This is a genomic window from Roseburia sp. 831b (assembly GCF_001940165.2).
GTDB lineage: Bacteria > Bacillota > Clostridia > Lachnospirales > Lachnospiraceae > Roseburia.
The window spans coordinates 477,650-493,769 of the sequence record NZ_CP135162.1; the positions used below are offsets into that span (position 1 = coordinate 477,650).

Consider the following 16,120-nt stretch of genomic DNA (forward strand, 5'->3'; position numbering starts at 1 on the left):
TGGAAAAATCCGCTATTTAAAGCTATACTATACAGGTAGTAAAAATGTGTCAAACCGCTTTTTACAAGAAACGTTAAGAGGCTATAAACAGGAGGAAAAATAAATGGATTACAAGAACGCAGGTGTGGATATCGAGGCTGGATACAAATCAGTTGAGTTGATGAAGAAGTATGTGAAAGAGACAATGCGTCCAGAAGTTTTAGGAGGACTTGGCGGTTTCTCAGGAGCATTTTCATTAGGAAAAATCAAAGAGATGGAAAATCCGGTTTTGTTATCTGGAACAGACGGTTGTGGAACAAAAGTAAAACTTGCTTTTCTTATGGACAAGCATGACACCATCGGAATTGATGCCGTTGCAATGTGTGTCAATGATGTGGCATGTGCAGGTGGTGAACCATTATTTTTCCTTGATTATATCGCATGTGGAAAAAATTACCCAGAGAAAATCGCAACCATCGTAAAAGGTATTGCAGAAGGATGTAAACAGTCCGGCTGTGCATTGGTTGGTGGTGAGACTGCAGAGCATCCGGGACTTATGCCGGAAGATGAGTACGACTTAGCAGGATTTTCCGTTGGTGTTGTCGATGAAAAAGACATCATCACAGGAAAAGACTTAAAAGCCGGCGATGTTTTAATTGGTATGGCATCCACAGGTGTTCATTCCAACGGATTTTCACTGGTTCGTAAGATTTTCAAAATGGACAAAGAGACTTTAAATACTTATCATGAAGAATTGGGAACTACCTTGGGAGAAGCATTGCTTGCACCGACCAGAATCTATGTAAAAGCAATGAAATCCATCAAGGACGCAGGCGTTCGTGTCAAAGCGTGCAGCCATATCACAGGTGGTGGTTTCTATGAGAATATTCCAAGAATGCTTCCAGAAGGAAAACACGCAGTTGTCCGCAAAGACAGCTATGAAGTACCGGCAATTTTTAAAATGATGCAGCGTGTTGGAAACATCGAAGAAGAAATGATGTATAATACCTACAACATGGGACTTGGTATGATTGTAGCAGTTGATCCTGCAGATGTAGAAAAGACCATGGAAGCAATCAAAGCAACCGGAGATACACCATATATCGTTGGTGAAATCAAAGACGGTGAAAAAGGAGTAACTTTATGCTAAAGATCGCAGTTCTGGTGTCCGGAGGTGGAACCAACCTTCAGGCAATTTTAGATGCAATCGACAACGGAACAATCACAAATGCGAAAGTGGAAGTTGTCATCAGTAACAATAAAAATGCATATGCCTTAGAGCGTGCGAAAAAACATGGGATTGAGAATCTTTGCATTTCGCCAAGAGACTTTGCGTCTCGTGAAGAATTTAACGATGTATTTCTGGAAAAATTGAATTCATACAACGTGGATCTGGTGGTACTGGCAGGATTCTTGGTTGTCATTCCGGAAAAAATGATTCAGGCATACCGCAATCGCATCATCAACATTCATCCATCGTTAATCCCTTCTTTTTGCGGAACCGGCTACTATGGCTTGAAAGTGCATGAAGGAGTTTTGGCACGTGGCGTAAAGGTGACAGGTGCGACAGTTCATTTTGTGGATGAAGGAACGGATACCGGTCCAATCATTTTACAGAAAGCGGTCGAAGTAGAGCAGGGCGACACACCGGAGGTGTTACAGCGCCGTGTCATGGAGCAGGCGGAATGGGTGATTATGCCAAAGGCAATTGATTTGATTGCAAACGGTCATGTTACCGTGGAAGATGGACATGTTATTTTAAAATAGAAGGAGCGGGAAAAGATGAAGGTTTTAGTTGTAGGAAGCGGCGGACGTGAGCATGCAATCTGTACCAGTGTTGCAAAAAGCAAACATGTGGATAAAATTTACTGTGCACCGGGCAATGCAGGAATTGCTGCATTAGCAGAGTGTGTTCCAATCGGTGCGATGGAATTTGATAAATTGGTAGCATTTGCAAAAGAAAAAGAGATTGATTTTACCATCATCGGAATGGATGACCCATTGGTCGGCGGTATCGTGGATGTCTTTGAAGCAGAAGGTTTAAAAGTATTTGGACCTCGCAAAAATGCAGCTATCCTGGAAGGTTCCAAGGCATTTTCCAAGGATTTGATGAAAAAATACAACATCCCGACAGCAGCGTATGAGAATTTTACATCCGCAGAGGATGCGCTTGCTTACTTGGAGACAGCCAAGATGCCAATCGTATTAAAAGCGGACGGTCTCGCGCTCGGAAAAGGTGTTTTAATCTGTAACACTTTAGAGGAAGCAAAAGCGGGCGTCAAAGAAATCATGGAAGACAAGAAGTTCGGAACAGCCGGAAATACCATGGTTGTCGAAGAATTTATGACAGGACGTGAAATCTCCGTTTTATCTTTTGTAGATGGAAAAACTATCAAGACCATGTCTTCTGCACAGGATCACAAACGTGCAAAAGATGGTGACCAGGGGCTTAACACAGGAGGAATGGGTAACTTTTCTCCAAGCCCATTTTACACAAAAGAAGTGGATGAGTTCTGCAAGAAATATATCTACCAGCCAACCGTAGATGCGATGGCAGCAGAAGGAAGACCGTTTACCGGCGTTATCTTCTTTGGTTTGATGCTGACAGAGGATGGACCGAAAGTGTTAGAGTACAATGCCCGTTTCGGTGACCCGGAGGCACAGGTTGTACTCCCTAGAATGAAAAATGATGTCATTGATGTCATGGAAGCCTGTGTAGAAGGCAGATTAGACCAGATTGACCTTCAGTTTGAAGACAATGCAGCAGTCTGCGTTGTACTGGCATCTGACGGTTATCCGGTTTCCTATGAAAAAGGATTTGAAATCAAAGGCTTAGAGAACTTTGAAGGAAAAGACGATTACTTCTGTTTCCACGCCGGAACCAAATTCGACGAGAATGGTAAAATCGTGACAAACGGCGGCCGTGTTCTTGGCATTACAGCAACCGGTAAAGACTTAAAAGAGGCAAGAGCAAAAGCTTACGAGGCAACTGAGTGGGTTGATTTTGCCAATAAGTACATGCGTCATGATATTGGAAAAGCGATTGATGAGGCAAAATAAGACGGAATAGATTCGGATGCGAAAGGGTAGTTTTATTCCCTGTAAATAAAAGATACGAAGATAAGAAATGAGTCTGACATGTAGTAAAATGCAATGGTTAGACTCATTTTGTGTATAAAAGGCGGTTTTCTAAGATGAATGCTTGTATGAAAAAGAGTTTATCAAATCGATGTTTTTATCAATTGTATCTAAATGGAATTACTGTATAGAATAGAATTTTATCGTGTCAGACAGTATTTTTTACGGATGATTACTTAAAATTATAAGGAAATACTGCACAGAATAAAAAAACTGTCATCTAAGCAGTAAATTTCATTGCGAACGGCCTTGGAATCACGAAAATTACTGTGCGAAATAAAAAAATCTTTATCTAGGCAGTAATATTTTAGAATAACAGTAAATGGTTTAAAAATTACGGTACAGGAAATTATTTTATTTGAGCAATTCCATAATAGAACTTGTGATTTCCTCAGGTTTCCTATCGGTTGGATGATTTACCATTGATACCATTAAAGCAAACATTCCACCTAAAATAAAATTTTGCTGTGCCAGGTCACATTTTTTGTATTTTTCATTTTTAGATAAAACGATTTGCGTATATTTGGAAAAAGGTTCATACATCAATAAAGCTAAATTGCTATCTACAATTCGTTTTATTTCTTCGCGCAGCTCAAACCACACGTCAAAACATGAGGTAATAGCTTCCTCTATGTTTGTGATGCCTTCATCGAACTTCCCTATATATTCTTGAAAAACCTTATCAAAATGAAATCGTAAAATATCTTCTTTTACCTCAAAATTTCTATAAAAAGTTAATCTTGATATCCCAGCTTTTTCACAGATATCTGTAACTGTAATTGTTGCAAATTCTTTTTTCTCCATTAATTGAAGCAGGGCTTCCTCCATCCATAACTTGCTTTTTTCAGATTGTTTCATAGATTTTTCTCCAAACTGTAACAAAACAATAGAGTCTGTATCTTCTTTTTGTTTTGTTTCCTGTTTATAATAACCATACAAGATGTAACACCTGTTACAAATATAACACATGATTCATTAATTTTACAAGGAGGATTTTTTATGATTCTATTTTTAACATTATTAAGTGGTATTGCGTGGACAATCGTTTACGAAGAAAGTATTCGTGTTGGTTTTAAAGATAAAACCTACTGTATGCCATTGTTTGCACTTGCGCTCAACATCTGCTGGGAAGGACTTTATTCCGGGCTTGGGATACTTGAACCAAATGGAGCTCAGACAGTTGTAAATATAATCTGGTTTTTATGCGATATTTTGATTACGGTTACCTATTTCAAATATGCAAAGCCGGATTTCCCGGATCATGCAAAAAAATATTTTATCCCATTCAGCGTACTTGCATTTATTTCATGCTTCTTAATTCAGTATGGTTTCTATGTGGAATTTGGCCGTCACATGGGTTCAAGATATTCCGCCTTTTTACAGAATGTAGCGATGTCGATTCTTTTTCTGATTATGCTGTTTAGAAGGGACAGCTCGAAAGGACAAAACATGACAATCGCGATTGCTAAGTGGATTGGAACGCTTGCTCCTGCCATTCAGATGGGAATTTTAGAAGGATTTGATCCATTCATTGTAATCTGTGGAGTCCTTTGCAGTGTATTTGATTTAATCTATATTTTCATGCTGCCAAATGTCGCCTCATTACGAAAAAAAACGAAACCGTGACATGTAGCATTTTTTATGTTAATATAGAAATTGTGTTGTGTTATGAGAATTTTTTCAACCACAATACAAAAAGTTCATAAGTCTGTTTTGCCTGAAAACAGAAAATCATGCTAGTGTTAAGTTACAAAAGTTTTTGGAATTGCAAGTAAAAATGTAGTAGTTTGGAAAATGAGGTACAACATGAAAAAGGGAATCATATTCGACATGGATGGTACATTGTGGGACTCCGCACAGAACGTGGCAGAATCCTGGAATGTAGCGATTAAAGAAAGCGGTTTTATAGAACGAGTATTAACAGCTGAGGACATCTCACATGTCATGGGAAAGACGATGGATTGTATTGCAAAACAATTGTTTCCGGAATTATCGGAAATACAGCGCGTATTGCTGCTGCAGTCCTGTTGTAAGCATGAGAATGCTTATTTGAGGAAGCACGGTGGTAATCTTTATGAGGGCGTAAGGGAAGTCTTTACGGAACTGCGAAAGGATTATCATGTCTCAATTGTAAGTAACTGCCAGGGCGGTTATATAGAGGCATTTTTGGATTATTATCAGCTGAATGATCTGGTAGATGATTTTGAATGTTATGGAAAGACATTAAAGCAAAAAGGCGAAAATATCAGGCTTGTAGTAGAACGGAATAAATTAGAAGAGGCAGTTTATGTCGGTGACATTCAGGGAGATTACGATGAAAGCTGTAAGGCTGGAGTCGGATTCGTCCATGCAGCATATGGATTTGGAACGATTGACGCAAAAGTTCCGGCAATCCATAGTTTAGGGGAGCTTCCGGGTGTCTTAAAAGAAATGAATTTTTAAAAATATGAACTTTTGAAAAAAGGGAGATGCAGACGCTGCATCTCCTTTTGTAGTTGGTAAGGTGTTTCAAACAAAGCCAAAACTTACCTGCCATCCTATTTTTAACGATAATCACCCATATAATAAAGGGCTAAGGTACCAGGACCGGAATGAGCTCCAATGGTCGGACCAATGTAGTTAATCATAAAGTTATGGATGCCAAGGCGTTCTTTTAAAAGTTCAGCGAGTGCGTTTGCGTCCTCAACACAGTCTCCGTGGCTGATGATTACGATATCGTTTTTATCGCGCCAGGAACCAATCTGTTTTTCCATGCTGTCAGCCAAAGCAGTGATGGATTTTTTGCGTCCTCTTGATTTTGAAAGTGGAATCAGGTGTCCTTCGTTATCAACATGAAGGATAGGCTTGATACTTGCAAGCGTTCCAAGAAAAGCAGCCGTTTTGCTGACACGTCCGCCACGGTAGAGATGGTAAAGATCATCTACGGTAAAGTTGTGAACGACGTGAAGTTTATTTTCTTCCACCCATGCAGCCGTTTCTTCCAGTGATTTTCCGGCGTCCCTTAAAGTAACTGCCTTATGTACTAAGAGTCCTTCGCCAGTGGAAGCACAGAGGGAATCCACTACAATGACGTTTGCCTCTGGATGTGTTTCGGATACTTCTTCCACCGCAATACGTGCGCTGTTATAGGTTCCGCTTAATCCGGAAGAGAATGCAATATAGAGAATGTCTTTTCCAGTGGTCTCAATCAGATTGGTAAAAAATGTAGCAAGTTCCTGTGGGTTTGCCTGAGAAGTGGTCGGGAGAGAACCGTTTCGCATCATAGCGTAGAACTCTTTTTCAGGGAGAGAATTCTCTCTGGTGTAGGTTTTCCCCTCGATGGTATATGGTAAAGAAATTACAGCAAGGTCATGAGCCTTGATATAATCCTCCGGTAAATCCGCTGTTGTATCTGTCATGATAATAAAGTCTTTCATGTTGCCTCCTTATTCTGTTTGGTGTCAAATGCATCAAAACGATAATTTGCAAGAACAAACAATTGTATTTTATCGTGTCTATTATATAGGATTTCAAAATAAATGAAAAGACAATAAATGTGAAAATTAAAAAATATAAAAGAAAGTGCTTTACTTTTTCCAAAAAAGAAAGTATGATAAATGCAATCTTATTATCGTATTGTGTCAGTAATTCGAATACTCCGATTTTTCAGGGAGGATATGAATTGAAGATTATTGGCATGTTTGGCTGGGAGCAGACAGATCTTTGTATCTATCTTGCCAGCATCTTAGAGAACATGGGTTATCATGTTCTTGTCATTGACAATTCAAGGGAAGAGACCATGGATTGTTGTATTCCAAAACCAAAACAGGAATTGCACACCGTAACATACAAAAATGTGGATTACCGGCGCCATCTTACCGTACATTTGTGGAAAGATGAGGCTTATGATTTTATTATTGTGGATTTGGGGAATCAGATTTCAGGTGAGGAAGCGGCAGTGTGTGACGAATTATTTTTTGTGACAAGCTGCGATAGAAGAAATCTGGAAAATGCGAAAAATATTATGCTTGGTATGAAACGACCGATGGGTGTCATTATCCGCAATTTTTGCTCGGATACGCTAAGACCGGAGCGGATTCTTGCAACACTTGAGTCAGAAAACTGCTTTGTGATGGAGCGTTTCCTGCTTCCGTTCCATGTGGGGGATGAAAGTGTCAGAGTCCGGATGCAGTATGAAGGGTATGATGGCATTTGCCATATTTCCAAAGCGCTTGAGAGAATGCTATTTACAATCTGCAGTATGATAACGGAGCGGGAGGCGCATTTTGTGATACAGGGAATCCGCCGTGCCAAGAAGGGGGAATGTTATTGATTGTCTTATTCTGGAGCGAGTGGAAGGGGTGTGGAATCACATCCAATATGGAGGCAGTGGCGGCGCAGATTGCCATGCAGCATCATAAAAAATGTGTGCTGGTGCAGACAAAACGAATAAACAACGATATCAGTGCGTCCTTTTTTGAGCCGCAAAAAGGAGCATACCTTCGGGAAGCATGCGACTACTTTTTTGCAGAGGGATTGGATTATCTGATGATGCAAAAGGAGATGAAAACCGAGCAGGTGCTGCAGTCCTTAAAGGAAGTACTGCCACATCAGCTATATTATTTACCGCCTGGAGGACGGGAGCGGTTTGAACATGCCACGAAGCAGGCTGGGAAAATGAAACAGATTTTGGAGCAGTTGGATGCCTTATTTGACTTTGTTTTTGTGGATGCAGGATTTGGTGAAAATGAACTGATTACGGAATTTATGAGGAAGGCAGACTACATTGTGATTAATTTCACACAGGATGCGCACAGACTGGACTCGTTTTTTGAAAAATCCTATGACACATCGAAAAAGTTCTTTTACCTGATTGGCGCCTATCAGCCGCAATCTGTCTATAACCAGAAGAATATACAACGGATTTACCGGATTCCAAAGGAGAAAATGGGGGTTGTTCCATACAATCCCAAGTTTCAGTTCGCCTGTGAAAAAGGGCATCTGCTACATTATGTGGGGGAACAGAAGAAAGCATTTTTACATGAGAGAGACAGTTCATTTTTTCGTGAGATTGATGCGGTGTCAAATTATTTTTTAGGGGAGGTGGAGCGTGGAAAAACGAACGTTAACCTGTCTTAGCAGAGAGGAACTTGTGCAAAAAGTAAGGGAGCACATCAATCATATCTTAAGGGAAAATTTGTATGAGCTGAATATGAACGAGGAACAGGTTGTACGGCTGCAGCAGCAAAAGAAAGAACTACGAATGTACTTGAAACGTGCGGGGTGTGGAGATGCCGTTGCAAAAGATTTCCTTGTGAACCTTATCATGGAAAGCTTAAAGAAGTTGTTTTTTCAAGGGGAGGCGGATTTGGCAAAGACCTATCTTTTCTCGGATGCAGGACAGCAAAATGTGGAAAACCAATTTAAAATTCTGTTGTTTCAGTGGAAAAAGCAGTATGGAAAAGAGGCGTTGGAGCGTCTGCTGATGCAGGAAGAGACAATTGCAAAAGGGGATAATCAAACGTATGAGGTGACAGAACAACAGATTCGTAGGTGGTATTGCAACAGCCGTATCTCGTTTTCTTATGAGGAACAGTTAGAACTGCTTGGATTAGATGTTTATGCTTTTTATAAAGGGCTTGGAGTGATTGATGAAATCCGGGATATGAATGTGGATGGGGTTTCGGGCGGCGTATCAGGCGGCAGTGGCGATTATAAGAGTGTCTGGATTTTTCTTAGAGGAAAAAGTGTGCATCTTAGTTTTTTGGATTTTGGTTCAGAAAAAGAGATTGAGCGCATCGCCAGAAACTGTTGCAGATATCACCAGCCGGGGGAGATTTCCAAGGCAAAAGGTTATCTGGTACATGAGATGGCAGACCATGCCAGAGTTGTGGTTGCAAGGCCGGATTTTTCGGAGAACTGGACTTTTTTTATCCGTAAACTTGATATGGTTCGAAAGCAAAAATTAGAAACGCTCTTTTTAGAGGAGGGCGCAGAAAAAATGCTGGCATTACTTCGTTTCCTGATAAGGGGATGTCAGGTGTGTGGCATTACCGGCATGCAAGGGTGTGGAAAGACGACATTGCTGTTGGCGTTGATTGAGGAGATTGCACCGGAATATACACTACGTGTGTTAGAGCTTGCATTCGAACTGCATTTAAGGGATGTTTATCCGGGGCGCAACATTATGACATTTCGGGAGACAACCAATATTGATGGAGTAGAAGCACTTGAGGTCTCCAAAAAGACGGACGGAACCGTGACGATTATCGGGGAAATTGTGGCAGCAAAGGTGGCAGCCTGGATGATTGAGAGCGGGCAAAGCGGTTCTCTTTTTACCCTGTTTACGCATCATGCCAAGACGACGGAAGCACTTGTGTATACACTCCGCAACAGCCTGTTAAAAGAAGGAAACTTTCATTCCGAGGAGATTGCGCTCTCCCAGGTGGTACAGGTGGTGCGTTTTGATATTCATTTACATATGGACCGGAAGGGACATCGCTATATCGAAAGAATCAGTGAAATCATTCCTGATGAGACGACAAAAAAAGGATTTGTGGTTTCGGATTTAATCTGCCGGAAGGAGAACGGATACCAGTGGGTAGGAAAAATCAGCAGGAAAACCAGGGAAGATATGGTGAAGTGGATGACAGAGGCACAAAAGGAGGAGTTTCTTGGAATGGATTTATGAAGGGATATTGTATACAATCCTTAGTTTTTTCCTGGTATGGGTTCGGGCGCAGAAGAGGGCTGTAACAAAGAAGGAAAAAAGAGAAAGGCAGTTAGAAAAAAGGATTTCAAAACTATCGGGTGCATACCGGAGATATCACAATATGGAAGATGCCTTGTCGGAGGCAGAGTGGGAAACGTTTTTAGAGACAAAGGATAAGGGAACCAAAAGTGTGTATGAGAGACTATTACAAAAGTTGTGTGAGGAGGTATTAGAATCCGGCGATCGGAAAAAAGATGGCACATCTGTCTTTTTACGAAATCTGATGGCAATTTTGGACGAGGTGCGGGATAATGGTCTTTTTTCACAAAAAATATATTATGCGTTTTTAGGCCTAAGGCCACTTTGTGTTGTTCCTTTTTTCGCTGTACCACTCATTCATCTGTGGGCGGTCAAAAGTTCAGAGCAGTTATCCATCTATTACCAGGGCAGCTTTGAACTGATTACCATTACAATTACGTTTATAGTTACAATAATATCGTATTTATGGGTATCCTGGCTGGAAAATCAAAATCTTCTAGAAGGCTATTCCTATCGGGTGGAAAGGTGGCTGCTTAGGAATCCTTACTTAAAAAGAAGGGTGAATTGCAGAATTTCACGCAGGTATTCGTATTATTTAAAGAAAAATGAATTCCTAAAAGGAATCCAGGGATTTGGAAACGTGAGGGAGTTTGAAGTGCGAAAAAGGCTGACAGCGCTGCTTTTCGTGGGCGGAGCCGCGTTTGTTGTGATACTCGGATGGTACAGCAGCAAACATGAGTCTGAAAAACAGATTGCATTTCCGAGGATGTACACGCTTGCACTTGAGGCGGAGGAGGTAGAATTCTTAGAGGAGGATATGCGGGAGCAATTTCGTGCGCTTAGGAAGAAGCAGACGACGCTTTCTGACGTGGAAAGACGCTATGCAGGGTATCCGGATGAAGTAAAACAGACGGTTTTGCTTTTGCTTAAGCAGGCATTGGAAAAGGAAAATGCACACGGCGGACGCTGGTATTTGTTTGGCATTTGTCCCCTCTTTGGAGTAATGGGATATTTTTTACCGGAATTGTTGCTGCGGATGCAGGCAGGACACATGATGGAAAAGAAAATGGAGGAAGTACAGATATTATTGATTGTGCTGTTTGTACAGACACAGGATGCGCAGGCGACGGTAGAGCAGCTTTTAGAGGCGATGGAAGAACATGCGGTAGTATTCCGACGTGCCATTGAGGAGGCGGTCGACCACTTTTCCGTGGATTGGAAAAAAAGCATAGAAATATTGAAAGAGCAGATATCTTATGAGCCCATGGAGCAGATATGTGAGACACTTTGTCTTTGTGAAGAGGTCGGTGTGGAGGCTGCCTTTGCAGGCATTGAAAAGGAGAGGGAATACCTGATAAAAAAGAACAACCAGCAGCGTGAGGCAGGGCTTAGGGAGCGTGCTGCACTGGCAAAGGTGGTGGCGTATGTTCCTTTTTTGACGGTACTTACTTTAAAACTGATGATTCCATTTATTGCGGAAGGATTAAGCCAACTACATTTGTATGGGCAAGGAATTGGACAATTTTTTTAGAAAAAGGAGAGGAAGAAAATGGAAAATAGTTTAAAGGGTTTAACATTGGCAGCAGGCATTATCATTACCTGTATTATTATCAGCCTTGGATTTTATGTGGCAAGGGAGGCGAGAGATACGGCTGCAAACGGAACGGGACAAATCAATGCGTTACAGGCGGAGTTTTCCGATACTTCAAAAACCATGTATGATGGGACAGAGGTGTCGGGAAGTGAGGTGTTAAATGTGATTCGTAAGTTCAGCGATGAGACGTTTGGAATTCAGGTTGTGACAAGCAAAAAGAAGGAATCCTATTTTTATATTTATCGTTTCGACCCGGCAACCGGAGAGCTGGGCAAAAAATCCCAGACAGATTATAAAACTGCCCAGGATGTGACAAGTCCAAACTATATCAATCCAACCGGACGTTTTGAGGGCAGTGTGGTGAAAGATGGAAACGGAACAATCATAGGATTGATTTTTACACAGGTGTAGCTTATGGAACAGGTTTTAGAAGGCATTGAGATGGGCGCTGCGATGCTGTTTTTCCTTGCTGCGTTGTTCTTTTGTCGTCACCTGACAAGAGAGTGCGACAGAATGTATCAGTGTATGGAACAGGTGGAACATGACAATGCAGTCTGGAAAGAGGAAGGCACAATTTTCAATGGATGGTTAGAGGATGAATGATAGTCTGGGAAAGATTTTTTCCATTTTAATTGCGGCGGTTCTGATGGTGTATCTTCCGGTAACGGCAATGGAGGAACGTGCCAAAACGGCGGCACAGCTGTATTTGTTAACCGAAGAAACGGAACTGATAGACAGTGTCTGTAACGTCGGATTTTTGAGTCAGAATATGTACGAACAGTTTCAAAATAAAATTTTGCGTCTTCCAGGTATTTACGAGGTAAAGATTACGATAGAGCGTAAGGAATTGCAGTATGAGGATGAAAACGTCTCCTATGTCAGCCGGTTCTGGGATACCGATGAGATTGAGGAAATACTTCGGAATGAGGAACTGTTTGCACTGTATCGGAATGATTTTATCCGAATATGGGTGACAAGAAAAGATGCAAGACAGTCCTTTTGGCCGGGAATGGATCAGACCGTAAACGTCTTTTATGGAGGAACAGTCAAATATGAAGCTTACTGATTTTAGCATTGTTTTTGTTGTATTGTTTGTGGTAAGCCAGGTGCCGAAACTGTTAGAAAGTGAATGGGTAAGGCAGGAAAAATTTACAACGGTGGAATATAACCGGATTTTTGATCAGGCGGCAGAGGACTGTCTGATGGGAAGTGTAAAAGAGGAGTGCGCAGATGGTAGTATCAGAATGGATATAAAGACGGCAGAAAAGCATTTTTATGAACAGATTGCATTTGTGTTTGATGCCACGGATGAGGCGGCAATGGAGGCGCTTTATGATGGTGTGAAGATGGTGCAGTTTGTCAATCGAAACGAGAGCCCTGGTGTCTGGAACAGCTATCAGAAAGAGGAAGGAATCTCCGTGGAGGAGAGTAACAGGCTGCGGGCGCAGATGGAAGATACTATCCTTCGGGCAAGGCGAAAAGATGCAGCGCTATTTTCCCTGTCGTTTCCGTTTGCACCATATCAGGAATGGAATCAGAACTTAAAACCGCATGCGTTTTATGCAATGTATGAGGGCAGGGAATATGGATTCCACAGGCAAAACCGCAGATACTTTTTTAGCGGAAGCATGATAAGAAAAACGGATGAGGATTAATCCTCATCCGTCTTTTCCACTTCTGGTTTCTTAATATATATTTTTTCGACCCGGTTTTTATCCATTTTTTCAACGCGCAATAAAACGTTGTCATCTGTGATGATGATTTCATTCTTCTGTGGAAGATGATCGAGAAGACCAATCAGATAACCACCGATGGTATCATAGTCTTCGGAGGTAAAGTTTAAGTCAAGCTTTTCACAGAGGTCTTCTAAGTTTGTGGAGCCTAATACCAGGTATTCGCGGTCACTTAACTGCACAATGGAGTCTTCTTCGTCCATATCGTATTCATCCCGGATTTCACCGACAATCTCCTCTAAGAGGTCTTCTAATGTAATCAGTCCGGCGGTTGCACCATATTCGTCTAACACAATTGCAAGAGAGATAGAAGACTGACGCATTTCAAGGAAAAGCTCAGCGGTATTCTTATGCTCATATGTAAAGTATGGTTCACGCATGATATCACGGATGGAAAAATGCTCCTTATCCTGATAGAGTAACAGGTCTTTCATATTGATAATACCAATCACATTATCGGTGGTATCTTCGTAAACCGGAAGACGTGTGAATTTATCCTCCTGGAAGATTTCGATTAATTCCTCGTAAGTATTGTCGACATTGGCAAATGTCATATCAATTCTTGGAACCATCACTTCTTTTGCAACTGCATCGCCAAAATCAAACAGATTGTTAATCATTTCACGTTCTTCAGATTCGATGACACCGGTTTCATGGCTGACGTCTACGATAGTACGAAGTTCTTCTTCCGTCATCTGATTCTGTGTATTGTTTGGGTCAACGCGTAGTAATCGCAAAAATCCCAAAGACAGATGATTTACGATGAAGATGACAGGTGTTAAAAGCTTCATCAGATAGTAAATGATATTCGCATAGGAGAGCGAAATCTTCTCCGAGTTTATGGTGGCAAGTGTCTTTGGTGTAATTTCACCAAAAATTAAGATTAAGAGTGTTAAAATACCGGTGGCAATACCAGCGGCGACACTGCCAAAGAGTTTGATTGCGAGTGAAGTTGAAATGGAAGAGGCGGAAAGGTTTACAATGTTATTTCCAATCAAAATTGCACTGAGCATCTTACCGGAATTGTCGGTAATTTCCAAGACGCGTGCGGCTTTTTTATTTCCTTCCTCCATAAGGGTACGCATTTTAATCCGGTTGACGGTTGTAAGCGCTGTCTCTGCGGATGAAAAAAATGCGGATAAAGATAGTAGAATTGCAATGATGACAATTTGTGATATGTCACTTGTGTCCAAATAAGTTCACCTCAGTTTTCTTAGTTTTAGTTACAAGAAATGGATTATGAAAATTCATAATCCATCTCTTTTGTATGATATATACTATATTATATTGCGGTTTATTCGTCAACACTGTAGTTAGGAGCTTCTTTTGTGATGTGAATGTCATGTGGATGGCTTTCACGTAAAGCAGCAGCAGAAATCTTAACGAATTTTCCTTTTTCTTTTAAGTCTTCGATAGTTGGGCAGCCACAGTAACCCATACCGGAACGGATACCACCGACTAACTGGAATACAGTATCTTCCACGTTACCCTTGTATGCAACACGTCCTTCAACACCTTCTGGAACGAGTTTCTTTGCACCTTCCTGGAAGTAACGGTCTTTAGAACCATTCTCCATAGCGGCAAGAGAGCCCATACCACGGTAAACTTTGTATTTTCTTCCCTGGTATAATTCAAAAGTTCCAGGAGCTTCGTCACAACCGGCAAAGATACTACCCATCATACATACGTTTGCACCGGCAGCAAGAGCTTTTGTCATATCACCGGAGAATTTGATACCACCATCTGCGATAACTGGGATACCGTATTCTTTTGCAACGTTATAACAGTCCATAATAGCAGTTACCTGAGGAACACCGATACCGGCAACGATACGTGTTGTACAGATAGAACCAGGTCCGATACCAACTTTGACAGCATCAGCACCAGCTTCGATTAAGGCGCGTGTTGCTTCACCGGTTGCTACGTTACCTGCAATTACCTGAAGGTCTGGGTAAGCAGCTTTGATTTTCTTTACAGATTCCATGATATTTTTGGAATGACCATGAGCGGAATCCAAAACGATAACGTCAACGTGTGCTTTTACTAAAGCGTCAACACGTTCCATCATGTTTCCGGTTACACCAACACCTGCACCACAAAGAAGACGTCCCTGGGAATCCTTTGCGGAAAGTGGATATTTGATCTGTTTTTCGATATCTTTGATTGTGATTAATCCTTTTAAATGGAAATCTTTGTCAACGATAGGAAGTTTTTCTTTTCTGGCTTTTGCAAGAATCTGTTTTGCTTCCTCTAATGTGATGCCTTCTGGAGCAGTGATAAGACCTTCTGAAGTCATGCTTTCTTTGATTTTTTTAGAAAAATCTGTTTCGAATTTTAAATCACGGTTTGTAATAATACCAACTAATTTTTCGCCCTCGCAGATTGGAACACCGGAGATTCTGAACTTGCGCATCAAATCTTCAGCATCCTGCAATGTATGTTCAGGTGAAAGGAAAAATGGATCCGTAATAACACCGTTTTCAGAACGTTTTACCTTGTCAACTTCCTCTGCCTGAGCCTGAATAGACATATTTTTATGAATGATTCCGATACCACCCTGTCTAGCCATGGCGATTGCCATTCTATGCTCTGTTACAGTATCCATAGCGGCACTCATCATAGGAATGTTTAAAACAACTTTCTTTGTAAGGTGTGTTGTTAAATTAATCATGTTTGGAGTTACTTCGGAGTACTGTGGAACTAATAATACGTCATCAAAAGTAATTCCTTCACCGATAATTGTACCCATTTTTTTTTCCTCTCTTTCTTTTCTGTGCTTTGTTATATTTTTGCAATAATAGCAAAAAAAAATAGGCATGTCAATATGAAATTTGATATTGCTTATAAAAACTTATTTATTAAGAAGAAACTCTAATAAATAAAATTATAAAGGGTTATAGAAAAGGTTGTTCACAAATGAAATAAGGTGTGTTATGATTATTCATG

17 protein-coding genes are annotated in these 16,120 nt (G+C 40.9%); 13 read left to right on the top strand and 4 right to left on the bottom strand.

The features are described from left to right. Positions 1–103: 103 nt before the first annotated feature. From purM to purD, 3 genes are read left to right on the top strand one after another with little or no spacing between them, the layout of a single operon-like run. Positions 104–1,129 (top strand): phosphoribosylformylglycinamidine cyclo-ligase, encoded by a 1,026-nt coding sequence (purM, locus tag BIV16_RS02090; RefSeq protein WP_075679566.1) that lies wholly within the window; start codon positions 104–106, stop codon positions 1,127–1,129. Further along, complete coding sequence (purN, locus tag BIV16_RS02095) at positions 1,123–1,746, top strand: phosphoribosylglycinamide formyltransferase (RefSeq protein WP_075679565.1); 624 nt, start codon at positions 1,123–1,125, stop codon at positions 1,744–1,746. Before purM ends, purN begins: the two co-directional genes overlap by 7 nt. A 15-nt stretch (positions 1,747–1,761) precedes the next feature. Continuing rightward, entirely contained in the window at positions 1,762–3,039 is a 1,278-nt protein-coding gene (gene purD / locus BIV16_RS02100) for a phosphoribosylamine--glycine ligase (protein WP_075679564.1), read from the top strand. A 432-nt stretch (positions 3,040–3,471) separates the two neighbouring features. Here purD and BIV16_RS02105 read toward each other — a convergent pair whose 3' ends face one another. After that, complete coding sequence (locus BIV16_RS02105; RefSeq protein WP_159435919.1) at positions 3,472–3,975, bottom strand: TetR/AcrR family transcriptional regulator; 504 nt, start codon at positions 3,973–3,975, stop codon at positions 3,472–3,474. Between the two features lie 141 nt (positions 3,976–4,116). On the opposite strand from BIV16_RS02105, the gene BIV16_RS02110 reads away from it, so the two are divergent. Together BIV16_RS02110 and BIV16_RS02115 are read left to right on the top strand one after the other, a co-directional pair. Then, a complete protein-coding gene (locus tag BIV16_RS02110) occupies positions 4,117–4,743 on the top strand; it encodes a transmembrane-type terpene cyclase (protein ID WP_075679562.1) in 627 nt (208 codons plus the stop codon). A gap of 180 nt (positions 4,744–4,923) precedes the next feature. Further along, entirely contained in the window at positions 4,924–5,559 is a 636-nt protein-coding gene (locus BIV16_RS02115; RefSeq protein WP_075679561.1) for an HAD family hydrolase, read from the top strand. Between the two features lie 101 nt (positions 5,560–5,660). Here BIV16_RS02115 and BIV16_RS02120 read toward each other — a convergent pair whose 3' ends face one another. After that, positions 5,661–6,533, bottom strand: coding sequence for a DegV family protein (locus BIV16_RS02120; protein WP_075679560.1), 873 nt, complete (start codon positions 6,531–6,533; stop codon positions 5,661–5,663). 245 nt (positions 6,534–6,778) lie between these two features. Here BIV16_RS02120 and BIV16_RS02125 point away from each other — a divergent pair, with 245 nt between their 5' ends. Genes BIV16_RS02125 through BIV16_RS02160 form a run of 8 tightly spaced genes read left to right on the top strand, consistent with a single transcriptional unit; the run spans position 6,779 to position 13,096 of the window. Beyond that, entirely contained in the window at positions 6,779–7,429 is a 651-nt protein-coding gene (locus BIV16_RS02125) for a hypothetical protein (RefSeq protein ID WP_143524707.1), read from the top strand. Then, a complete protein-coding gene (locus tag BIV16_RS02130) occupies positions 7,420–8,235 on the top strand; it encodes a hypothetical protein (RefSeq protein ID WP_075679558.1) in 816 nt (271 codons plus the stop codon). Before BIV16_RS02125 ends, BIV16_RS02130 begins: the two co-directional genes overlap by 10 nt. Next, the gene (locus BIV16_RS02135) at positions 8,207–9,787 is read left to right on the top strand and encodes an ATPase, T2SS/T4P/T4SS family (RefSeq protein WP_075679557.1); all 1,581 of its coding nucleotides are present in this window, start codon (positions 8,207–8,209) and stop codon (positions 9,785–9,787) included. The genes BIV16_RS02130 and BIV16_RS02135 overlap by 29 nt, the downstream gene beginning before the upstream one ends. Beyond that, positions 9,771–11,378: a hypothetical protein gene (locus BIV16_RS02140; protein WP_075679556.1), complete on the top strand. Its 1,608-nt coding sequence runs from the start codon at positions 9,771–9,773 to the stop codon at positions 11,376–11,378. The genes BIV16_RS02135 and BIV16_RS02140 overlap by 17 nt, the downstream gene beginning before the upstream one ends. 18 nt (positions 11,379–11,396) lie before the next feature. Continuing rightward, complete coding sequence (locus BIV16_RS02145; RefSeq protein ID WP_075679555.1) at positions 11,397–11,852, top strand: hypothetical protein; 456 nt, start codon at positions 11,397–11,399, stop codon at positions 11,850–11,852. A 3-nt stretch (positions 11,853–11,855) separates the two neighbouring features. Next, positions 11,856–12,044 (top strand): hypothetical protein, encoded by a 189-nt coding sequence (locus BIV16_RS02150; protein WP_075679554.1) that lies wholly within the window; start codon positions 11,856–11,858, stop codon positions 12,042–12,044. Continuing rightward, a complete protein-coding gene (locus BIV16_RS02155; RefSeq protein ID WP_075679553.1) occupies positions 12,037–12,507 on the top strand; it encodes a hypothetical protein in 471 nt (156 codons plus the stop codon). Before BIV16_RS02150 ends, BIV16_RS02155 begins: the two co-directional genes overlap by 8 nt. Further along, positions 12,494–13,096 (top strand): hypothetical protein, encoded by a 603-nt coding sequence (locus BIV16_RS02160; RefSeq protein ID WP_075679552.1) that lies wholly within the window; start codon positions 12,494–12,496, stop codon positions 13,094–13,096. Before BIV16_RS02155 ends, BIV16_RS02160 begins: the two co-directional genes overlap by 14 nt. On the opposite strand, the gene BIV16_RS02165 is transcribed toward BIV16_RS02160, so the two are convergent. Next, positions 13,093–14,367, bottom strand: coding sequence for an HlyC/CorC family transporter (locus BIV16_RS02165; RefSeq protein WP_075679551.1), 1,275 nt, complete (start codon positions 14,365–14,367; stop codon positions 13,093–13,095). The genes BIV16_RS02160 and BIV16_RS02165 overlap by 4 nt on opposite strands. 101 nt (positions 14,368–14,468) lie before the next feature. Further along, a complete protein-coding gene (guaB, locus tag BIV16_RS02170; protein ID WP_075679550.1) occupies positions 14,469–15,923 on the bottom strand; it encodes an IMP dehydrogenase in 1,455 nt (484 codons plus the stop codon). Between the last annotated feature and the right edge of the window lie 197 nt (positions 15,924–16,120).